Genomic DNA, 20,813 nt, shown 5'->3' on the forward strand with positions numbered 1-20,813 from the left:
TAAGTGACGTTTACGAACCCTGGGGCCCGAGCACCCCGGACAGGGGAAATGTTGCGCTGCAGAAACAGGCGATTTGGGGGGCAGGGCATACGCCCTGCGTTCACACAAACTGGCTGCTGCGTTCGTCCCAGGTCACCCGGCGTCGGGCGCGGTGGGCCGAGGCTTCGATGCGGCGGGCGTTGGGTTCGTCGGTCTGTGCGATCCAGGCCAGGGCCTGCTCGCGTGTGCGGCCAAACTGCATGTGGCGCGCGGCAAGCCGTTCCAGCCGCAGGTCCGCAGGTACGTCGAGGTACCAGACCTCGTCGAGCAGGTCTGCGACGGGGGCCCAGGCCGGGTCGTCGTCCAGCAGCAGGTAATTGCCTTCGGTGATGACCAGTGGCGTGGCGGCAAAGACGGGCAGGGCGCCGGCCACGGGTTCTTCGATCTCGCGCCGGAAATCGGGCGCGTAGACCGTCTCGTCGGCGGCCTGCTGGCGCAACCGGCGCAGCAGGGCGGCGTAGCCGGCGGCGTCGAAGGTGTCCGGCGCGCCCTTGCGCTGCGCACGGCCCAGCCGTTCCAGTTCGACCTGCGCCAGGTGGTAGCCGTCCATGGGCACGGCCTGGGCGCGCTCGCCCAGCGCCTGCGCCATCAGCGCCGCCAGGGTGGACTTGCCTGCGCCGGGCGGGCCGACCACGCCGAGCAGCCGGCGCGGACCGGTGGCCAGGGCATGTAGTTGTGTGATCAGGTCGGGGTGCAGTTGCGGAGCGCTCATGGCGCGCCAATGTAGCGCAGCCCGGCTCAGTTCTGCGGGATGGGCTGAGGGCCTGTCTGCGGTGCGGCCAGCACCCGGGTCCGCGCCTGCTGCAGGTGTTCGCGCAGCGTGTACCAGCGGTCGGCGTAGCGGTCGGGCAGCTCCATCTTGTCGACCTGCTGCTCCAGCATCACAAGGCGGCGCGCGGCGGCGCGCAGCCGGACCGGATCGGGGTTTTTGGAGAGGTCCTCCTCCAGGAACTTGAGCTCTCCGTAGAAATGCAGGATGGCGGCGTCGACGCGCCAGTCGATGTAGCGGGGTGCGCGCAGCAGCAGCATGGTGCCCGCCAGGCCCACGGGCAGCAGCGCGTACAGCACCAGCTCGGCCCACTGCGCGATGCCGTAGGGCAGGATGGTTTCCATCCAGGGGCGACCACCGCGCAGCGCTGTCCGGGCGACCGGGGACACCGGGTAGTTGCTGCCGATGGCGGTGGGGTAGAGCCCCTGGCCTTCGAGGAAGCCGGACATCACGTGCAGCTCACCGGCCACGTCCACCAGCGCGCGCTGCAGCGCGGGGTGCAGGTCCTCGCGCACCATCAGGTGGGTCTGCGTGACCATGGTGGGCAGGTCCGCCGCCGGCAGGTTGGCGCGCAGCTCGATCGATCCCTGGGGCATGACCAGGGCGCGCAGCCGGGGTTCGCGCGAGGCCAGCTGCCCGGCGCGTTCCACGCCCAGCAGGCGCACGCCGTCCAGCCGCGCCAGGGTGGCTGCGGTCTGCGAGTCGCCGGTCGCCACATGCACCACGGCGTCCACGCGGCCGGCGGTGATCGCATCGATCGCGGCGTCGCCGACGTCGTTCGTGAACGCCACCTCGTCCTTGGCCAGCCCGGCATGGCGCAGCAGCAGGTCGGCCGCGATGCGGTTGGACGAACCTTCTACCGAGGCCGCCACGCGTCCGCCCCGCAGCTGGTCCAGGTGGTCGATGCCTTCGCGCGCAAACACCCACACGATTTCGTGACCCACCACCGCCAGCGCCTGCACCGCAGTGCCCTTGGGCGCGTACAGACCCTGTGCGAAGGTGACATCGATGCCGCGCTCGCCCGCGGCCATGCGGTCCAGTGCGTCCTGGGGCCGGTCGTGGGCGACGATGTCAGCCTGGATACCCAGGTTCTCCAGCCTGGCCGCGTAGTTGCGGGCCAGCTCCAGATAGCTGCTCTGGCCGGGGCCGGTGCCGATGACCACGCGCTGGGGCGGCAGCGGCTTCCAGACCCACAGGATGGCCACGACCGCCGTGCACAGCAGGAGCAGCAGCGGCAGGTAGATCAGGAACCAGCGGCGCTGGTAGAGCAGCAGGATCTTCATCGGCCGCGGTACTCCCGGATCCGTTGCCGGACGAAGTTCACGTGCTGGCGCAGGGTGTAGCAGCGCTGCGCCAGTTCCGGTGGCAGCCCTTCGCCGACGATGGCCATTTCCATGCCATTGAGCCGACCGTGGATGCGGCTGAGGTCCATGCCGCCCAGGTTGACGGCGTTGTTGGCCAGGTCGTTCTCGATGAACCGAAGCTCGCCATACCAGCGGGTGACGCGGTGCTCCAGCCGCCAGCGCACCCAGGCCGGCACCAGCCGTGCGAGCACCAGGGCCAGCAGCAGCATGGGCACGCCGATCACCAGCAGGCGCTGCAGCACCTGCGCCCACCAGAAGGGCAGCAGAGCCTCCAGACCGCCCAGGCCCTGGGACAGCACCCGGCGCGCTTCGGGGGCCGAGGGAAAGTCGCTGAAGCGCAGGGCCGGGAACTCGCCCGCGCGATGGAACGCATCGGCGCCGCCGTGCACCTCCATCGCCACGGCTATCGCCAGGCGCTTGAGGGCGGGATCCAGGTCCTGGCGCACCAGCAGGTGCGTCGGTGTGGTCAGCACCGGGGTGTCGGCCGGTGGCTGTCTGGGGCCGAGCGCGTCCTCCGGCAGAAGACGGTTTTCCAGGTAGTTGTTGCGCTCCGAGATGGCCGCTGTGCGGCGAAGCGACGCAAGATGAACGCCCCGCGCGGCCAGCAGGGCCCCGATGCCGGGCGCACTCGGCGCTGCCACCATGAACACCGCATCCACCTCGTGCCGCAGCAGTGCATCGCGCGCGGCCACACCGCTGTGCGCCGTCAGCGCCACCTGGCCCAGGTCGACGTGCATCTGTTTCAGCAAGCGCTGCAGCATGGCGCGGTGGCCGCTGCCCTCGGGGCCGGCCGCCACCCGTTTGCCCGCCAGGTCGAGCAGGGAGGTCATCGGCTGATCGCGGCTGAACAGCCACAACACCTCGATGTCCACGCTGCCCAGGGTCTGGACATCGGCCGCCCTGCGGGCCGCCCCGGCGGCGGATGACCAGCCAAACCCGCCCTGCACAAGGGCCAGGTCGGTCTGCGGGGGCTGTGCCTGCAGGCGCTGCAGGTTGGTGGCCGAGCCTTCGGAAGAATGGATCTCCAGCGAAATGCCATGGCGGGAAAAGGCCTCGGCGTAACGCATGGCGTGGCGCTGGTAGGCCCCGTCCGCCTGGCCGCTGCTGATCGTCAGCTGGGTGGACGGCATCGGGTACAGCCACCACCAGGTCGCCGCGGCCATGACCATCACAGCCAGCACGATCGGCAGGCGGATCAGCAGCCAGCGGTGGCGGTAGAGGTGGGCGTAGGTCATGTGGGGAAAACCCATGGTGAGGATACGGGTTCTGTATCCTTTTGCAACCAAACGCAGGCACAAAAAAGCCGCCCGGGCGGGCGGCTGGTGTCAGGAAGCCACAGGGCTCACATGCCGGCGTAGTTCGGACCGCCTCCGCCCTCAGGCGTGACCCAGACGATGTTCTGTGTCGGGTCCTTGATGTCGCAGGTCTTGCAGTGCACGCAGTTCTGCGCGTTGATGACCAGCTGGTCCGTGCCGTCCTTCTCGACGAACTCGTACACGCCGGCCGGGCAGTAGCGGCTCTCGGGGCCGGCGTACTTCGCAAGATTGATCTTCACCGGCACGCCCGCGTCCTTGAGCGTCAGGTGCGCCGGCTGCTGTTCCTCGTGGTTCGTGTTGCTGACGAATACGCTGGAGAGGCGGTCGAAGCTGATCACGCCGTCCGGCTTCGGGTAGGCGATCTTGGGCATCTCGGCCGCGGGGCGCAGCTTGGTGTGGTCCTTGGCTGTGTTGTGCAGCGTCCACGGCGGCACGCTCACGCCCACCTTGGGCAGGAACCAGTGTTCCACGCCGGTCATGAGCTTGCCCATGAGCGGGCTCTTCTTGAACCAGTTCTTGAAGTTGCGGTAGGTCCAGAGTTCCTCGTGCAGCCAGCTGGCCTTGAAGCCGGTCTCGAATGCGGTGAGTTCGTCGGACTGGCGGCCGGCGGCCACGGCCTCGAAGGCGGCCTCGGCGCAGAGCATGCCGCTCTTGATGGCCGCGTGGCTGCCCTTGATGCGCGCGGCGTTCAGGAAGCCCGCGTCACAGCCGACCAGCGCGCCGCCCGGGAACACCGTCTTGGGCAGGGCCTGGGGCGTGCCGTTGTTCAGGGCGCGGGCACCGTAGCCCAGGCGCTTGCCGCCTTCGATGTGCGCCTTGATGGCCGGGTGGGTCTTCCAGCGCTGCATCTCCTCGAACGGGCTCATCCAGGGGTTCTGGTAGTCCAGACCGATCACATAGCCCAGCGTGACCTTGTTGCCTTCAAGGTGGTACAGGAAGCCGCCACCGAAGGTGTCGTCGGCCAGCGGCCAGCCGGCGGTGTGCACCACCAGGCCGGGCTTGGCCTTGTCGGCCGGCACTTCCCACAGTTCCTTGATGCCGATGGCGAAGGTCTGCGCGTCCTTGCCTTCGTCCAGTTTGTACTTGGCAATCAGCTGTTTGCCCAGGTGGCCGCGCGCGCCTTCGGCGAACACCGTGTACTTGGCGTGCAGCTCCATGCCGATCTGGAAACTGTCCATCGGCTCACCGTCCTTGCCCACGCCGAGGTTGCCCGTGGCCACGCCCTTGACCGAACCGTCGTCGTTGTAGAGCACCTCGGCGGCGGCGAAGCCGGGGAAGATCTCCACGCCCAGCGCTTCGGCCTGCTCGCCCAGCCACTTGGTGACCGCGCCCAGGCTGATGACGTAGCAGCCGTGGTTGTCGAAGTTGCGCGGCATCAACCAGTCGGGCGTGCGCTGCGCGCCGGTTTCGGAGAGCACCAGCAGGTCGTCGCCGGTGACGGGCTGGTTCAGCGGCGCGCCCAGTTCTTTCCAGTTGGGGAAGAGTTCGGTGATGGCCCGGGGGTCCATCACAGCGCCCGAGAGGATGTGGGCGCCGGGCTCCGAGCCCTTCTCCAGCACGCAGACGTTGACCTCGCTGCCTTTCTCGGCCGCCAGCTGCTTCAGGCGTATCGCGGTGGACAGACCAGCCGGTCCGCCGCCGACGATCACCACGTCGTATTCCATGGCTTCGCGCGGGCCGAACTGGGCAAGGATTTCTTCAGAGGTCATGGGGGGTCTCGCGGATAATGGTTTTGTACTTTTGCCGCCACCTGGCGCGGCGCCTGTCGTCGGGCGGACAGCATTCTATTGCTGCGGCGCCAGAAAATCGAACGATCGTGCTAATTTGCACCTGCCCGGAGATTATCCCGTGACCTACCAGATCGACCTTTCGGGCCGCGTGGCCCTCATCACCGGCGCTTCCGGCGGCCTGGGCGAACAGTTTGCCAAGACCCTGGCGAAGGCTGGTGCCGCCGTCGTGCTGGCCAGCCGCCGCACCGACCGCCTCATGGCGCTGCGGGCCCACATCGAGGCCGAGGGAGGCGATGCGCACGTGGTGGCGCTGGACGTGACCGACACCGCCTCGATCCGGGCGGCCGTGGCGCACGCCGAGACCGAGGTCGGCCCGATCGACATCCTGGTCAACAACTCGGGCGTGAGCACCACGCAGCGCCTGCAGGACGTGACCGAGGAGGACTACGACTACGTCCTCAACACCAACACCAAGGGCGCCTTCTTCGTGGCCCAGGAAGTGGCCAAGCGCATGCTCGCCCGTGCCAAGGGCGCGGCGCCCGGCACCTTTGTCGGCGGGCGCATCATCAACATCGCGTCGATGGCGGGGCTCAAGGTGCTGCCGCAGATCGGCGTGTACTGCATGAGCAAGGCGGCCGTGGTGCAGATGACCAAGGCGATGGCGGTGGAATGGGGCAAGTTCGGCATCAACGTGAACGCCATCTGCCCGGGCTACATCGACACCGAGATCAACCACCACCACTGGCAGACCGAACAGGGACAGAAGCTGATTGGCATGCTGCCGCGCAAGCGCGTGGGGCAGCCGGCCGATCTGGACGCGGTGCTGGTCATGCTGGCGTCCAACGAGAGCCATTTCGTCAACGGAGCAGTGATCGCGGCAGATGACGGCTTCGGTGTCTGAGCGCGCGCTGGCGGGCCTGCCGCCCGGCATGGCGGCGGGCATCGCGGCCGGTCTGGGGGCGGGGGCGTTCTGGGGCACGACCTTTGTGGCGCCGCTGGTGGCGCCCGGGTTTTCGTCGGTGGATTACACGGCGGGGCGCTTCATCGCCTGTGGCCTGTTTTCACTGGCCTGGATGCTGTGGCAGACGCTGCGCGTGCCATCGCACCAGCGCGCCGGGCAGTGGCCTGACATGGCCCAGGCCGGCTCAGCGCTGTGGCTCAGCGTGCTGGGCTACACCGGCTACTACCTGCTGCTGGTCTACGGCATTGCCGATGCCGGGGCCGCGCTGCCGGCGCTGATCATCGGCACGCTGCCGGTCTGGATGATGCTGCTGGGCAAGCCTGCGCACCTGCGCTGGGCGGCGCTGCTGCCGGGGCTGCTGCTCACGGCGGCCGGCATGGTGCTGATGATGGACGCCACGGCGGAAGAGGTGAATGCCTCCGGGGCCGGCCACTTCTGGCGTGGCGTGCTGCTGGCCGTGGGCGCCATGCTCAGCTGGCTGGCCTTTGGCATGCTCAATGCCCGCTGGATCCGCCGCCACCCCGGGGTGAAGTCCACCGCCTGGGCCAACTGGCTGGGTCTGGCCGCCGGTCTGGGCGGGCTGATGCTCTGGCTGGGCTGGGGCACGGGCTGGGCCGAACTCATCGGCCGGCCCGGCTTCGGCCGGTTCGTGTTCGTGTGCGCCTTCACCGGTATCGGCTCGGCCTGGATCGCTTCGGTGATGTGGAACGTCGCCAGCCGCCGGCTGAGCACCAGCCTGGCCGGCCAGCTGGTGGTGAGCGAGACCGTGTTTGCGCTGATCTATGCCTTCGCCTGGAGCGGCGACTGGCCGGCCACCACGCAGCTGCTGGCCTGTGTGCTGTTCGTGGCCGGCATCCTGGCCTCAATCAAAGCCCATCAATAAGGGCCGACATGAAACTGGAACTGCCTGCCGAGAAACGCCTGGTGCATGAAATCGTGGTGCCCATCCGCTGGGGCGACATGGACGCCATGGGGCACGTCAACAACACCATCTATTTCCGCTACATGGAGATTGCGCGGCTGGACTGGTTCTTCGGCATGGGCCTGCCGGCCGACCCGCAGGGCGAGGGTCCGGTGATCGTCAACGCCTTCTGCAACTTCATCCGGCAGTTCGAGTTCCCGGGCGACGTGCTCGTGCGCACCTACGTGGGCACCATGGGCAAGACCTCGTTCGACACTTTCCACGAGATGCTGCGCACAGACGACCCGGCCACGGTGTGTGCCAACGGTGGCGCGACGGTGGTGTGGGTAGACTTCCCTAGGCAGAAGTCTGTGCCCATGTCGGACCATGCGCGTGCCCTGATCGAAGGCGCCGGCCACCCGCCGCTGCTGGGGCGCTGAAGACGGCGATCCGGCGCCGGGCCTCTATTTCTGTTTCGGCACTCTGCCCATCAGATAGAACTCGGGGTTGGGCATCATCCCGCTGAAGCTGGCCATGCGGTTGGACAGGCCGAAGAACGCGGTGATGGCGGCGATGTCCCATGCGTCCTCGTCGCTGAAGCCATGCGTGGCCAGGGCGGCGAAGTCGGCGTCGTCGATCTCGTGCGAGGCCAGGCAGACCTTCATCGCGAAGTCGAGCATGGCGCGCTGGCGCGGCGGGATGTCGGCCTTGCGGTGGTTTACCGCCACCTGGTCGGCCACCAGCGGTTTCTTTTCGTAGATGCGCAGGATCGCACCGTGCGCCACCACGCAGTACAGGCAGTGGTTGGCGGCGCTGGTGGCGGTGACGATCATTTCGCGGTCACCCTTGGTCAGGCCAGACGTGCGTCCCACCGACTCGGGGACCATCAGCGCGTCGTGGTAGGCGAAGAAGGCTCGCCACTCGGCCGGGCGGCGGGCCAGCGCGAGGAAGACGTTGGGCACGAAGCCTGCTTTCTCCTGCACCTCCAGGATCTTGGCCTTGAGGTCGTCGGGCAGGCTGTTCAGGTCGGGCAGGGGATAGCGGTCGCTCATGTTTGTCTCCGGTCAGGTTCTGGGCAAAGGCCCAGCTTATCCTCGCGCGTTGAACCGACTCTGACACCTGGGGAACAAATCATGCAAGACGAGCAGTACCACCGAGGCCTCCAGACCCGCCGCGAGGTGATGGGCGACGACTTTGTCGACCGAGCCCTGGCGGGCGCCACGCCCTTCACCCAGCCGATCCAGGACCACATCTCGCGCGCCGCCTGGGGCGATGTCTGGCAGCGGCCCGGCCTGGACCGCAAGACCCGCAGCCTGATCACCGTGGCGATGCTGACCGCGCTGGGCAAGCAGCACGAACTCAAGGGCCACGTGCGCGGCGCCCTCAACAACGGCGCCACGCCCGCGGAGATCCAGGAGGTTCTGCTGCACGCGGCCGTCTACTGCGGCATCCCGACGGCGGTGGAGGCCTTCCGCACCGCGGCCGAGGTGGTCCCGGTGGATGGTCTGTGACCACATTGATTTTCGTTTGGCCAATAAAACAACTGTCAATTAAATAAACATCGTTCAGTAAAAAGGAGTTTGTCATGACCTCAAGCCGCCGTTCATGGGTGCTGCGCACGTTCGCCGCGCTCGCCACTTCATCGGCCCTGCTGTCGCCGTTCACGGCACACGCACAGGCGCCAACCACCCGAATCCTGGTCGGTTTTCCGGCGGGTGGTGGCACCGATGCCATCGCCCGCATCCTGGCCGAGCGCCTGCAGGCCGAGATGGGCAGCAATGTGGTGGTGGAGAACAAGGCCGGCGCCGGCGGGCAGCTGGCGGCGCAGGCGCTCAAGGCGGCCGCGCCCGATGGCCACACCCTGTTCCTGAGCCATGACCACAGCGTGTCCATACTGCCGCTGACCATGAAGAACCCGGGCTTTGATCCGGCCAAGGACTTCGTGCCAGTGGCCGGCTTCGCCACCTTCGTCAACGCGGTGGCGTTGTCGGGCGGCACCCCGGCGCGCGACTTCAAGGCCTGGATCGACGGCGTGAAGGCGGCCGGCGGCAAGGCGACCATGGGCATTCCCGCGCCAGCCTCCACGCCGCAGTTCGCGGTGCAGGTGATCGGCAGGCAGTTCGGCCTGGACCTGGTGGCCGCGCCCTACCGCGGCAGCGCGCCCATGATGGCCGACATGCTGGGCAACACCATCCCGGCTGGCGTGGGCTCGGTGCCCGACTTCATCGAGAACCACAAGGCCGGCAAGCTGCGCGTGGCCGCGGTGATGGGCACGCAGCGCCAGGCCGCGCTGCCCGAGGTGCCGACCTTCACGGAACTGGGCATCAAGGGCTTCGAGGAAGTGCCGTACTACGGCCTCTTCGCGCCGGCCGGCACGCCCAAGGCCGAACTCGACAAGCTCGCGGCCGCGCTGCAGAAGGTGATTGCGCAGGCCGACGTGAAAGACAAGCTGACCGCCATGGGCCTGACCGTGGGTTATATGGGCGGCGCCGAACTGGGCAAGCGCGAGGTGGCCTACCGCGAGGTGTGGGCGAAGATCATCAAGGACTCGGGCTACCAGCCGCAGTGAGCGGGGGAATCCCTATGCACTTCGATACCGTTGTCGTGGGCGGTGGCGCTGGTGGGCTGGAACTGGCGGCACGCCTGGGCCGCCGTCTGGGGCCCCGCGAGGGGCGCGAGCGCGTGCTGCTGGTCGATCGCTCCACGTTCCACATCTGGAAGCCCACCCTGCACGAGGTCGCCGCCGGCACGCTGGATGTGCGCCAGGAAGGGCTGTCCTACACGGTGCTGGCCCGGCGAAACCACTTCGGTTTCGCGCTGGGGTCGCTGGAGGCGCTGGATGCCGGTCGCAAGACCATCACGCTCTCGGAGATCCTGGACTCCGAAGGGGGTGTCATCGTGCCACGGCGCACGGTGAGCTTCACCTGGCTGGTGCTGGCGCTGGGCAGCGGTTCCAACGCCTTCGGCACGCCCGGCATCGAACACGCCTACCTGCTGGAAAACGCGCAGGACGCCCAGCGGTTCCACGGGCATTGGCTGGCCGCCTGTGCCCGCGCGGCCTTCTCGGAGAAGCGCTCGCTGGCGGTGGCCATCGTGGGAGGCGGTGCCACGGGGGTGGAGTTATCGGCCGAGCTGCTGGAAGCCCACGCGGAGATTCAGGAGAGCCTGGGCTCCGGGCAGCGTTTCCGGCTCGACATCAGCCTCATCGAAGGCGGTCCGCGCATTCTGGGTGGCCTGCCCGAAAAGATCTCGGACCAGGCCAGCCTGGCGCTGAAGCGCAAGCAGGTGCAGGTGCGCACCGGCACGAAGGTGACGGCGCTGCACAAGGGGGGCGTGGTGACCAGCGAGGGCACGGTGGAGGCGGACATGATTGTCTGGGCGGCCGGCATCAAGGCCGCCGACAGCAACGCGCAACTGGGGCTCGTGGTGAACCGGCTCAACCAGTTCGTGGTGGACGAACGGCTGTGCACCTCCGCTCCGAACATCTGGGCCCTGGGCGATTGCGCGGCCTGCCCTTGGGAGGACGGAAAAACCGTGCCGGCCCGTGCCCAGGCGGCACACCAGCAGGCCGAATACCTGGCCCAGGTGCTGGGCGCGGCGCTGCGCGAGTGGGAAGTCACCGCAGCTTTTGTCTACCGGGACTTTGGTTCGCTGGTGTCCCTGGGCGACAACAAGGGCGTGGGGAACCTGATGGGTGGGCTGGCGGGCCGCAACTTTTTTGTTGAGGGCCTGATTGCCAAATGGATGTACATGTCGCTGCACCTGAACCACCACCGGGCCATTCTTGGCCTGGGCAAGACGGTGGTGTTGGCGCTGGCGCGGCTGCTGCAAAAGCGCGTGTCCGGCCGTCTCAAGCTGCATTGACGGCGCTCGCGCCGGCCCCTGCCAGCAGCCGGTGCACCAGGTCCGGCGTGCTGTGCGCCTGGTACTTGCGCATCAGCCGCGCGCGGTGGATCTCCACCGTGCGGTGGCTGATGCCCAGCTGTTTGCCGATCTCCTTGCTGGTCAGGCCGTCCATCAGGCAGGCCGCCACCTCGCGTTCGCGCGGGGTCAGCGCGGCGCCCACCGGCCGGCGTTCGCTCAGATCCTCAAAACTCCAGATGCCCGCGGCGTGCGGGTCGGCCGGGTCCAGCGCGCGTCCGGTCACGTGGCACCAGAAGGTCTCGCCCTTGAAGCGGCCGTCCACCCGCTGCATGATGCGTTCGTCCGCGTAGGTGCTGGCCCCGCGCTTGATGATGGGTTCGATGCGCGCGCCGGTGCGCTCGTATTCGTCGGTGCTGGGGTAGAGGATGCGGAAGCTCTGCCCCACGAGCTGCTCGCGCGTGGCGCCGAACATCTCGCACAGGGCCCGGTTGCAGTCCACCATGGTGCGCTGGCGCGAGAGCGCGAGGCCCACCGGGGCCAGGTCGAAGGCAAGGCGGTAGTCGATCTGGTCCATGGGTGTGTGCGGGTTGGTCCTTAGGTCAAACTACGTATGTAGATACGTAGTATCGTTCCGCCACTCGATTTTTCGATCCCTGTTTGTTCAACCACTGGAGTCTTTTCACGTGAACAAGATCTACCCCAGCGCGGCCGAAGCCCTCAAGGGCGTGGTGGCCGACGGTCAGCTGATAGCAGTCGGCGGTTTCGGCCTCTGCGGCATTCCCGAGGCCCTGATCGACGCCCTGCGCGATTCGGGCGTCAAGAACCTGACGGCGATCTCCAACAACGCCGGCGTGGACGACTTCGGTCTGGGCAAGCTGCTGCAGACGCGCCAGATCAAGAAAATGATCTCGTCCTATGTGGGCGAGAACAAGGAGTTCGAGCGCCAGTACCTGGCCGGCGAACTCGAACTCGAATTCACGCCCCAGGGCACGCTGGCCGAAAAGCTGCGCGCTGGTGGCGCCGGTATCCCGGCCTTCTTCACCAAGACCGGTGTCGGCACCATCGTGGCCGATGGCAAGGAACTGCGCGAGTTCAACGGCGAGACCTATGTGATGGAGCACGCGCTGTTCCCTGAGGTGGCGCTGGTCAAGGCCGATGTGGCCGACATGTCCGGCAACCTGCGCTTCAACCTGACGGCGCGCAACTTCAACCCGGCCGCCGCCATGGCCGGCAAGGTCTGCATCGTCGAGGTCGAGCGCATCGTGGCCACCGGCGAGATCGCACCGGACGACGTGCACCTGCCCGGCATCTATGTGCACCGCATCGTGCACAACCCCACGCCCGAAAAGCGCATCGAAAAGCGCACCACCCGCGACCGCAAGTAAGGAGCACGAACATGGCATGGACCCAAGACCAGATGGCCGCGCGTGCGGCCCAGGAACTGCAGGACGGTTTCTATGTGAACCTCGGCATCGGCATCCCGACGCTGGTGGCCAACCACGTGCCCGACCACGTCGAGGTGTGGCTGCAGAGTGAGAACGGCATGCTGGGCATTGGCCCCTTCCCCTATGAGGACGAGGTGGACGCAGACCTGATCAACGCTGGCAAGCAGACGGTGACCACCATCAAGGGCTCGTCGATTTTCGGCAGCCACGACAGCTTCGCCATGATCCGTGGCGGCAAGATCAACCTGTCCATCCTCGGTGCCATGCAGGTCACCGGCACGGGCGACCTGGCCAGCTGGATGATCCCCGGCAAGATGGTCAAGGGCATGGGCGGCGCCATGGACCTGGTGGCTGGCGTGAAGCGCGTGATCGTGCTGATGGAGCACGTGGCCAAGAAGAAGGACGGCAGCACCGACCTGAAGATCTTGCCCGAGTGCACCCTGCCGCTGACCGGCAAGGGCGTGGTCGACCGCATCATCACCGACCTGGGCGTGATGGACGTGACGCCCGAAGGCCTGAAGCTGGTGGAGCTGGCCGACGGCGTGACGCGCGAGGAGATCCAGAGCAAGACGGGTGTGCCGCTGATCTGATCGCCCGCTGGGCCCACAAAGCCAAAGGCCCCGCTGCTTGCGCCGCGGGGCCTTCGTCATTCTGGAGCGGGTGAAGGGAATCGAACCCTCGTATGAAGCTTGGGAAGCTGCCGTTCTACCATTGAACTACACCCGCGAAGGCGCGTAGTTTACTTGAGGACGTCGCCGATGCAGACGTACTTGATCTCGACGTAGTCGTCCATGCCGTAGTGGCTACCCTCGCGGCCCAGGCCGGACTGCTTGACGCCGCCAAAGGGCACGTGCTCGGTGGCCAGGATGCCGACGTTCACGCCCACCATGCCGTACTCCAGCGCCTCGCTCACGCGCGTGATGCGGCCGATGTCGCGGCTGTAGAAGTAGCTGGCCAGACCGAACTCGGTGTTGTTCGCGGCGTCGATGGCTTCCTGCTCGGTCTTGAACTTGAACACCGGCGCGAAGGGGCCGAAGGTCTCTTCACGCGCGCACAGCATGTCGGCGGTGGCGTCGGCCACCACGGTGGGTTCGAAGAACTGGCCGTCCAGGCGCTTGCCGCCCACCAGCACGCGGCCGCCCTTGGCCTGCGCGTCGGCGACGTGGCGCTCGACCTTCTGCAGCGCCGCTTCCTCGATCAGCGGGCCCTGGTTCACACCGTCTTCAAAGCCGTTGCCGACCTTGGCGGTCTTCACCTTGGCGGCGAACTTCTCGACGAAGGCGTCGTACACGCCTTCCTGCACGTACAGGCGGTTGGAGCAGACGCAGGTCTGGCCGGCGTTGCGGTACTTGCTGGCGAAGGCGCCTTCGACGGCGGAGTCGATGTCGGCGTCGTCGAACACGATGAAGGGCGCGTTGCCGCCCAGTTCGAGCGACATCTTCTTGACCGTGGGCGCGCTCTGCGCCATCAGGATGCGGCCGACTTCGGTGGAGCCGGTGAAGCTGATGTGGCGCACCACGTCGCTGGCGCACAGCACCTTGCCGACGGCGATGGAGTTCTGGTCGTCGGCGGTCAGGATGTTCAGCACACCGGCCGGGATGCCGGCGCGGATCGCCAGCTCAGCCGCGGCCAGCGCCGTCAGCGGGGTCAGCTCTGCGGGCTTGATGACCACCGGGCAGCCGGCGGCCAGCGCGGGCGCGACCTTGCGCGTGATCATGGCCAGCGGGAAGTTCCAGGGCGTGATGGCTGCGCAGACGCCGATGGGTTGCTTGAGCACCATCAGTCGGCGGTTGTTGTCGAACTGCGGCAAGGTCTCGCCGTTGACGCGCTTGGCCTCTTCGGCGAACCACTCGACGAAGCTGGCGCCGTAGGCCACTTCGCCTTTGGCCTCGGCCAGGGGCTTGCCCTGTTCTGCGGTCATCAGGCGGCCCAGGTCGTCCTGGTTGGCCATCAGCAGGTCGTACCACTTGCGCAGGATGATGCTGCGCTCCTTGGCGGTCTTGTTCTTCCAGCCGGTCCAGGCGGCGTTGGCCGCGGCGATGGCCCGCTCGGCGTCGGCCGGGCCCAGGTTGGCCACATCGGCGAGCTTCAGGCCCGTGGCGGGGTCCAGCACGTCAAAGCGGCTGGCGCCCTTGACCCATTCGCCGTTGATCAGGCCGTCGGTCTTGAGCAGGCTGGGGTCCTTGAGCAGCGAGAGGGGAGAGGTCTTCATGTCCATGGATGTCTCTTTGTCAGAAGTTGATTCGATAGGGTACCCGGAGGGCGATCAGCGCATTTCGATTTCCACGAACACGACCTCGTGTCCGGTGGGGTTGATGACGTTGTGCTCCACGCCCACCTGGCGCGTGTACGACTGGCCCGGGGTCAGCGGCGAGGTGCGGTTGCCTTCTGGCGTTTCCAGCAGCAGTTCCCCGCCGGTCATGGGCACGACGACGTAGTCGTGCGCGTGGCGGTGCCAGCCGGTTTCGGCGCCAGGCGGGAAGCGCCACTCGGTGACGATCACGCGGTCGTTGTCGATCTGGACGGTGGGAATGGCTTGAGGGCGGCTCATCGGATGTTCCTTGTCAGGCAGAGGTTCAGCGGTACGCCACGCCGGGCAGCACGCAGAGCATTTCAAACAGCAGGTTGGCGCCCAGCAGCGCGGTGTTGCCGCTGGTGTCGTAGGCGGGCGAGACCTCGACCAGGTCGCAGCCGACCAGGTTCAGGCCGCGGCAGCCACGCACGATCTCCAGCGCCTGCGGCACGTTCAGGCCGCCGATCTCGGGCGTGCCGGTGCCGCCGGCGTAGGCCGGGTCGATGCCATCGATGTCGAAGCTGAGGTAGGTCGGTGTGTCCGGGCCGATCTTGTCGCGGATCTGCGCCATCAGCGGTGCCAGCGACTGCCACCAGACCTCGTGCGCCGGTACGATGGTGAAACCCTGCTGGCGCGGCCAGTCGAAATCTTCGGCCGAGTAGCCGCTGCCGCGCAGGCCGATCTGCCAGACCTTGTCGCCGATCAGCAGGCCTTCCTCGACGGCGCGGCGGAACGGGGTGCCGTGAGCAATGCGTTCGCCGAACATGTCGGGGTTCACATCGGCATGGGCGTCCACGTGGATCAGGGCCACCGGGCCGTGTTTCGCTTTCATGGCACGCAGGATCGGCAGGGCGATGGTGTGGTCGCCGCCCAGCGTCAGCGGGATGCAGCCGGCTTCGATGACCGGGCGGTAGTGCTGCTCGATGATGTCGACCGACTTGAGCAGGTTGTAGGTGTTGATGGGCACGTCGCCCAGGTCGGCCACCTGCAGCGCGTCGAACGGTGCGGCGCCCGTCGCCATGTTGTAGGGGCGGATCAGGCAGGACTCGGCGCGGATCTGGCGCGGACCGAAGCGGGCGCCGGGCCGGTGGCTGGTGCCGATGTCCAGCGGGACGCCGATGAAGCCGGCGTTGAGCCCGACGGCGGAGGTGGCGACGGGCAGTCGCATCATGCTGGCCAGGCCGCCGAAGCGCGGCATCTCATTGCCGCCCAGCGGCTGGTTGAAGGTGGTGGGTTCGCTCATGTCTTCAGGTGCGGGGCTTGCTCAGCTGGAAGTCCAGGTGGGATTTGACCGAGGGCCATTCGCTGGCCACGATGCTGTAGACGCAGGTGTCGCGCAGCGCGCCTTGCGCGTCGGGATGGCGGTTGATCTGGTGCGAGCGCAGCACGCCGTCGAGCTTGGCGCCCAGGCGCTCGATGCCGCGGCGGCTGGCATGGTTGAACCAGTGGGTTCGGAACTCGACCGCGATGCAGTCCAGCGTCTCGAAGGCGTGGGCCAGCAGCAGGCGCTTGGCTTCGGTGTTGAGCGGCGTGCGCTGCACCGCCTGGCGGTACCAGGTGGAGCCGATCTCGACCCGGCGGTTGGCGGCGTCGATGTTCATGTAGGTGGTCATGCCCACGGCCTTGCCCGTGGTGTCGAGCACGGCGAAGGGCAACATGCTGCCGGCTTGCTGCAGACCCAGGCGGCGCTGGATCTCGGCCGCCATGCCCTCGGGCGTGGGGATGGCGGTGTACCAGAGCTTCCAGAGTTCGCCGTCGCGCACCGCCTCGACCAGGTCGTCGTGGTGCTCGGCGGTCAGCGGCACCAGCTGGACGTGCTTGCCGCGCAGCGTGGTGTCTTGCGTGAAGGACATACGAGGTCCCGCCTTACTTGCGCCGCCCGCGCAGCCACTCCAGCGTCAGCATCAGCGCAGTGGTGAACAGGATCAGCAGCGTGGCGACGGCGGCGATGGTGGGCGAGATGTTTTCGCGGATGCCGGTGAACATCTGGCGCGGCAGCGTGACCTGCTCGGGCCCGGCCAGGAACAGGGTCACCACCACTTCGTCGAACGAGGTGGCGAAGGCGAACAGCGCGCCCGAGATCACGCCCGGTGCGATCACCGGCAGCGTGACGCGGAAGAACGTCTCCAGCGGGCTGGCGCCCAGGCTCAGGCTGGCCTTGACCAGGTTGTGGTTGAAGCTCTGCAGCGTCGCCAGCACGGTGGTCACCACGAACGGCGCGCCCAGCGCGGCGTGCACGATCACCAGACCGAGGTAGGAGTCGTTCAGGCCCCAGCGCGCGAAGTACAGGTAGGCGCTGACGCCGACCACGACGATGGGCACCACCATGGGCGAGATCAGCAGGCCAGTGATGAAACCCTTGCCCAGGAACCTGGTGTTGGCCAGGCCCATGGCGGCCAGCGTGCCCAGCGTGGTCGCCAGCAGGGTGGCCAGCGGCGCGACGATGAAGCTGTTCTTGGTGGCGCGGATCCAGTCGTCCGAATGGAACATCTCCTGGTACCAGCGCAGCGACCAGCCTTCGATGGGGTAGGCGAGGAAGGACGAGTCGCTGAACGACAGCGGGATGATCACGATCACCGGCATCAGCAGGAAGGCCAGCACGGCCAGCCCACCGGCGCGCAGGGCGAGCCAGCCGAGCTTGTCGAGCAGGGTGTAGTAGGCGGGGAAGTCGGGCAGTTTGAACATATGGACTCCCGCTCAACCGAGGCTCAGCTCGGCCTTCGAGACCTTGCGGTAGATCGAATACAGGATCAGCGTGGTGGTCAGCAGCACGCCGCCGAGCGCGCAGGCCATGCCCCAGTTGACTTCGACGTTGGTGTATTGCGCGACGTAGTAGCTCAGCATCTGGTCACCCGCGCCGCCCAGCAGGGCCGGGGTGACGTAGTAGCCGATGCTGGTGATGAAGACCAGCAGGCCGCCCGCGGCCACGCCGGGGTAGGTCTGCGGCAGGTAGACGCGCACGAAGGCGGCGAACGGCGCGCTGCCCAGCGAGATGGCGGCACGCAGGTAGTTGGGCGGCACCGACTTCATCACGCTGTAGAGCGGCAGGATGGCAAAGGGCAGCAGGATGTGCACCATCGCGATGATCACGCCCACGCGGTTGAACAGCAGCGGGATCGGCGCGTCGGTCAGGCCGATCCACATGAGGAAGCGGTTGACCAGTCCGTTGTTCTGCAGCAGCACGATCCAGGCGGCGATGCGGACCAGCACCGAAGTCCAGAATGGCAGCAGCACCAGGATCAGCATCACGTTGGCCTTGCGTTCGGGCAAGGTCGAGAGCCAGTAGGCCAGCGGGTAGGCCAGCAGCAGACAGAAGAAGGTGACGACCGCGCTCATCTGGAAGGTGCGGCCCAGGATGTCGGAGAAGGCGGCCTCGTCGTCGGCCACGCGCACGATGTCGCCCTGCGGCGTGCGCTTGAGGTCGACCGCTGCCAGCAGGTAGTCGGGCGTCCAGCGCGAGCTGTTCTGGGCGATGGCCTGCCAGTAGGGCAGCTCTTCCCTGCGCGCGTCCTGCTCGATCAGTTTGGCCCTGGCCTGTTCGGAGGGAAGGTCCTTGAAACCCGAGTCTTCGGATTGCACGGCACGGTAGGTGCCCATGACCAGCGAGCGTCCACCGGGGACTTCGCTGTTGAGGCGCCGCGCCAGCACGCCGGCCTGCGCGGTGTCCTCGATCGCCGACAGGTCGGCGATCACCGCCGCGTAGGCGGCGGCGTCGGGCGGGCTGCTTCGATCCCAGCCGGCCAGCGCCTGCCCCGTGCGGGGCAGGGCGTCGGCCACTTCCGGGTTCTCCACCGCCCGCACCAGCAGCGATGCCAGCGGAACCAGGAAAAACACGACCAGGAACGCCAGCAGCGGCAGCGTGAGCGCCACCGCGCGCTGTTTGCGGCGCCGCTCGGCGCGGCGCAGCTGCGTGGCCAGGTCCAGGGTTCCGCCGGCCATCATCATTGCGCCGCCCAGGCCGAGAAGCGCTTCTCCAGGGCTTCGCCCTGGTCGGCCCAGAAGCCCACGTTGAACTGCAGCGCGTCCTTGCTGTTCGCAGGCGAGGTCGGCAGCATGCCCAGCACCTTGGTGTCCAGCTTGGTCAGCGCCTTGTTGTTCGTCGGGCCGTAGCTGATGTTCTTGGCGTATTCGGCCTGCGCATCGGCGGAGCTGGCGGCAGCGATGAACTTCAGGGCGGCGTCCTTGTTCGGCGTGCCCTTGGGCATGACCCAGTAGTCCAGGTCGTAGATGCCGCCGGTCCAGGTGATCTTGAGGTTCTTGCCTTCGCGCTGGGCGGCGTCGATGCGGCCGTTGTAGGCGGTGGTCATGGCCACGTCACCGGCGACCAGGAACTGCGGAGGCTGTGCGCCGGCTTCCCACCACTGGATGTTGGGCTTGAGCTCGGTCATCTTCTTGAAGGCACGGTCGGCGCCGTCCTTGGTGGCCAGCACCTTGTAGACGTCGGCGGGCTTGACGCCGTCGGCCATCAGGGCGAATTCGAGGTTGTAGCGGGCGCCCTTGCGCATGCCGCGCTTGCCGGCGAACTTCTTGGTGTCCCAGAAATCGGCCCAGGTGACGGGAGCGTCCTTGAGCTTGTCGCCGTTGTAGGCCATCACGGTGGACCACACGAAGGTGCCCACGCCGCACTCGTGCACAGCGGCCTTCTGGAAGTCGGCCTTGTTGCCGATCTTGGCCCAGTCCAGCTTCTCGAACAGGCCTTCGTCGCAGCCGCGGCTCAGGTCCGGGCTTTCGACTTCCACCACGTCCCAGGTGACCTTCTTGGCTTCGACCATGGCCTTGATCTTGGCCTGCTCGCCGTTGTATTCGACGGCGGTGATCTTGCCGCCGGCCTTCTCGAAGGGCTCGAAATAGGCCTTCTTCTGCGCGGCGCCGTTGGCACCGCCGAAGTTCACCACGGTCAGGTTCTGGGCCATGGCGGGCAGGGCCACGAGGGCGGCCACGGCAATCAGCACGGGTTTGAGTTTCATGTGGAGAGTCTCCAGGGTTGAGGAACAGGGGAACGGAAAACGGAAGGATCAGCGGTACACGCGCAGATGGGTGGGCGGCAGGTGCAGGTGCACCGTCTGCCCGGCCTGCATGTGGCCCAGGTGCTGCAGCGGCACCTTGACACTCATCTCGGGCTGCTCTGGCATCTGGCAGCGCAGGCGCAGGTGGTCGCCGAAATAGATCACGTCGGAAATCGTTGCGGCCACGCGGTTGCCGGCGCTGTGGCCGGCGTCCACCACGGCGATGCGCTCGGGCCGCACGCTGCACTGCACGGTGTCGCCCACCTGGGCGTGGTTGACGTTGACACCGTGCAGGTGTGTGCCGTCGGCCAGCTGCACCTCGCAGGTGTCGCCGTTGTTCTGGATCACGCGTGCATCGAGCACGGAGTTGTCGCCCACGAAGCCGGCGACGAAGCGGTTGGCGGGTGTTTCGTAGAGGCGGTCGACCTGGTCGATCTGCTGGATCACGCCTTCGTTGAACACCGCCACGCGGTCGGACATGGTCAGCGCTTCGCTCTGGTCGTGCGTCACGTAGACGAAGGTCACGCCCAGGCTGCGGTGCAGGGCCTTCAGTTCGATCTGCATGTGTTCGCGCAGCTGTTTGTCCAGTGCGCCCAGCGGCTCGTCCATCAGCACCAGCTGCGGGTCGAACACCAGGGCACGCGCCAGCGCCACGCGCTGTTGCTGGCCGCCCGACATCTGCGACGGATAACGCTGGCCCATGTGGCCCATCTGCACCATGTCCAGCGCGCGCTTGACCTTGGTGTCGATGTCGTTCTTGTCGAGCTTTCGCACCGTCAGCGGGTAGGCGATGTTGTCCGCCACCGTCATGTGCGGGAACAGTGCGTAGTTCTGGAACACCATGCCGAAGTTGCGCTTGTGCGGCGGGGTGCGCGTGATGGGCACGCCGTTGAGTGCGATCTCGCCCGAGGTCGGTGACTCGAAGCCGGCGAGCATCATCAGCGTGGTGGTCTTGCCCGAGCCCGACGGGCCCAGCAGCGAGAGAAATTCCCCCTTCTGGATCTCGAGGTTGAGGTCGCGCACCACCAGGGTGTTGCCGTCGTAGGTTTTCTGCACACCGGTGAAGGTGACGAGTGCGGAGCTGGTGGTCATGAAGGCTTGGGTTGTATGTAGGAGCAGGCCCGG

22 protein-coding genes and 1 tRNA gene are annotated in these 20,813 nt (G+C 67.1%); 8 read left to right on the plus strand and 15 right to left on the minus strand.

Features of this window, described 5'->3' with window-relative positions:
- Positions 1-100 precede the first annotated feature (100 nt).
- The 4 genes from HFL01S_RS17910 to HFL01S_RS17925 form a co-directional block, all read right to left on the minus strand.
- Positions 101-751: a nucleoside/nucleotide kinase family protein gene (locus tag HFL01S_RS17910; protein WP_066261067.1), complete on the minus strand. Its 651-nt coding sequence runs from the start codon at positions 749-751 to the stop codon at positions 101-103.
- Between the two features lie 26 nt (positions 752-777).
- The gene (locus tag HFL01S_RS17915; RefSeq protein ID WP_066261069.1) at positions 778-2,091 is read right to left on the minus strand and encodes an ABC transporter substrate-binding protein; all 1,314 of its coding nucleotides are present in this window, start codon (positions 2,089-2,091) and stop codon (positions 778-780) included.
- Positions 2,088-3,407, minus strand: a complete 1,320-nt coding sequence (locus tag HFL01S_RS17920) for a TAXI family TRAP transporter solute-binding subunit (RefSeq protein ID WP_169802351.1) — start codon at positions 3,405-3,407, stop codon at positions 2,088-2,090. The genes HFL01S_RS17915 and HFL01S_RS17920 overlap by 4 nt, the downstream gene beginning before the upstream one ends.
- Before the next feature lie 107 nt (positions 3,408-3,514).
- Complete coding sequence (locus tag HFL01S_RS17925) at positions 3,515-5,197, minus strand: electron transfer flavoprotein-ubiquinone oxidoreductase (protein WP_066261072.1); 1,683 nt, start codon at positions 5,195-5,197, stop codon at positions 3,515-3,517.
- 139 nt (positions 5,198-5,336) lie between these two features.
- On the opposite strand from HFL01S_RS17925, the gene HFL01S_RS17930 reads away from it, so the two are divergent.
- The 3 genes from HFL01S_RS17930 to HFL01S_RS17940 are packed head-to-tail and all read left to right on the plus strand — an operon-like array spanning position 5,337 to position 7,520.
- Positions 5,337-6,119, plus strand: a complete 783-nt coding sequence (locus tag HFL01S_RS17930; protein ID WP_066261073.1) for an SDR family oxidoreductase — start codon at positions 5,337-5,339, stop codon at positions 6,117-6,119.
- Complete coding sequence (locus HFL01S_RS17935) at positions 6,100-7,062, plus strand: DMT family transporter (protein WP_245644851.1); 963 nt, start codon at positions 6,100-6,102, stop codon at positions 7,060-7,062. The genes HFL01S_RS17930 and HFL01S_RS17935 overlap by 20 nt, the downstream gene beginning before the upstream one ends.
- An 8-nt stretch (positions 7,063-7,070) precedes the next feature.
- Positions 7,071-7,520, plus strand: a complete 450-nt coding sequence (locus HFL01S_RS17940) for an acyl-CoA thioesterase (protein ID WP_066261074.1) — start codon at positions 7,071-7,073, stop codon at positions 7,518-7,520.
- A 24-nt stretch (positions 7,521-7,544) separates the two neighbouring features.
- Here the strand turns inward: HFL01S_RS17940 and HFL01S_RS17945 are convergent, their stop codons facing one another.
- Positions 7,545-8,132, minus strand: coding sequence for a peroxidase-related enzyme (locus tag HFL01S_RS17945; RefSeq protein WP_066261078.1), 588 nt, complete (start codon positions 8,130-8,132; stop codon positions 7,545-7,547).
- An 81-nt stretch (positions 8,133-8,213) separates the two neighbouring features.
- On the opposite strand from HFL01S_RS17945, the gene pcaC reads away from it, so the two are divergent.
- From pcaC to HFL01S_RS17960, 3 genes are all read left to right on the plus strand, one after another.
- The gene (gene pcaC / locus HFL01S_RS17950; RefSeq protein ID WP_066158287.1) at positions 8,214-8,591 is read left to right on the plus strand and encodes a 4-carboxymuconolactone decarboxylase; all 378 of its coding nucleotides are present in this window, start codon (positions 8,214-8,216) and stop codon (positions 8,589-8,591) included.
- A gap of 74 nt (positions 8,592-8,665) precedes the next feature.
- Positions 8,666-9,649: a Bug family tripartite tricarboxylate transporter substrate binding protein gene (locus HFL01S_RS17955; protein ID WP_066261079.1), complete on the plus strand. Its 984-nt coding sequence runs from the start codon at positions 8,666-8,668 to the stop codon at positions 9,647-9,649.
- Positions 9,650-9,663: 14 nt separating this feature from the next.
- Complete coding sequence (locus tag HFL01S_RS17960) at positions 9,664-10,944, plus strand: NAD(P)/FAD-dependent oxidoreductase (RefSeq protein ID WP_066261080.1); 1,281 nt, start codon at positions 9,664-9,666, stop codon at positions 10,942-10,944.
- Here HFL01S_RS17960 and HFL01S_RS17965 read toward each other — a convergent pair.
- On the minus strand, positions 10,931-11,518 hold the full coding sequence (locus HFL01S_RS17965; RefSeq protein WP_066261081.1) for a LuxR C-terminal-related transcriptional regulator: 588 nt from the start codon (positions 11,516-11,518) through the stop codon (positions 10,931-10,933). The genes HFL01S_RS17960 and HFL01S_RS17965 overlap by 14 nt on opposite strands.
- 109 nt (positions 11,519-11,627) lie before the next feature.
- Between HFL01S_RS17965 and HFL01S_RS17970 the strand changes: the two genes are divergently transcribed.
- Positions 11,628-12,329 (plus strand): CoA transferase subunit A, encoded by a 702-nt coding sequence (locus tag HFL01S_RS17970; RefSeq protein WP_066261083.1) that lies wholly within the window; start codon positions 11,628-11,630, stop codon positions 12,327-12,329.
- An 11-nt stretch (positions 12,330-12,340) separates the two neighbouring features.
- Positions 12,341-12,979, plus strand: a complete 639-nt coding sequence (locus tag HFL01S_RS17975; protein ID WP_066261084.1) for a CoA transferase subunit B — start codon at positions 12,341-12,343, stop codon at positions 12,977-12,979.
- 62 nt (positions 12,980-13,041) lie between these two features.
- On the opposite strand, the gene HFL01S_RS17980 is transcribed toward HFL01S_RS17975, so the two are convergent.
- From HFL01S_RS17980 to HFL01S_RS18020, 9 genes are all read right to left on the minus strand, one after another.
- Positions 13,042-13,115, minus strand: a tRNA-Gly gene (locus HFL01S_RS17980).
- Between the two features lie 13 nt (positions 13,116-13,128).
- The gene (locus HFL01S_RS17985) at positions 13,129-14,607 is read right to left on the minus strand and encodes an NAD-dependent succinate-semialdehyde dehydrogenase (protein WP_066261085.1); all 1,479 of its coding nucleotides are present in this window, start codon (positions 14,605-14,607) and stop codon (positions 13,129-13,131) included.
- Positions 14,608-14,655: 48 nt separating this feature from the next.
- Positions 14,656-14,940 (minus strand): cupin domain-containing protein, encoded by a 285-nt coding sequence (locus HFL01S_RS17990; protein ID WP_066261086.1) that lies wholly within the window; start codon positions 14,938-14,940, stop codon positions 14,656-14,658.
- A 25-nt stretch (positions 14,941-14,965) separates the two neighbouring features.
- Positions 14,966-15,925, minus strand: a complete 960-nt coding sequence (speB, locus tag HFL01S_RS17995; protein WP_066261091.1) for an agmatinase — start codon at positions 15,923-15,925, stop codon at positions 14,966-14,968.
- A 4-nt stretch (positions 15,926-15,929) separates the two neighbouring features.
- Complete coding sequence (locus tag HFL01S_RS18000) at positions 15,930-16,535, minus strand: GNAT family N-acetyltransferase (RefSeq protein ID WP_066261093.1); 606 nt, start codon at positions 16,533-16,535, stop codon at positions 15,930-15,932.
- A gap of 13 nt (positions 16,536-16,548) precedes the next feature.
- A complete protein-coding gene (locus tag HFL01S_RS18005) occupies positions 16,549-17,367 on the minus strand; it encodes an ABC transporter permease (RefSeq protein ID WP_066261094.1) in 819 nt (272 codons plus the stop codon).
- Between the two features lie 12 nt (positions 17,368-17,379).
- Complete coding sequence (locus HFL01S_RS18010; protein WP_066261122.1) at positions 17,380-18,624, minus strand: ABC transporter permease; 1,245 nt, start codon at positions 18,622-18,624, stop codon at positions 17,380-17,382.
- Entirely contained in the window at positions 18,624-19,649 is a 1,026-nt protein-coding gene (locus HFL01S_RS18015; RefSeq protein WP_066261098.1) for an ABC transporter substrate-binding protein, read from the minus strand. The genes HFL01S_RS18010 and HFL01S_RS18015 overlap by 1 nt, the downstream gene beginning before the upstream one ends.
- A 48-nt stretch (positions 19,650-19,697) precedes the next feature.
- Positions 19,698-20,780 carry an ABC transporter ATP-binding protein gene (locus HFL01S_RS18020; protein ID WP_066261100.1) on the minus strand — a complete coding sequence of 361 codons (1,083 nt, stop codon included), beginning with the start codon at positions 20,778-20,780 and terminating at the stop codon, positions 19,698-19,700.
- Between the last annotated feature and the right edge of the window lie 33 nt (positions 20,781-20,813).

The sequence above is a fragment of the Hydrogenophaga flava NBRC 102514 genome (assembly GCF_001571145.1).
Taxonomy (GTDB): domain Bacteria; phylum Pseudomonadota; class Gammaproteobacteria; order Burkholderiales; family Burkholderiaceae_C; genus Hydrogenophaga; species Hydrogenophaga flava.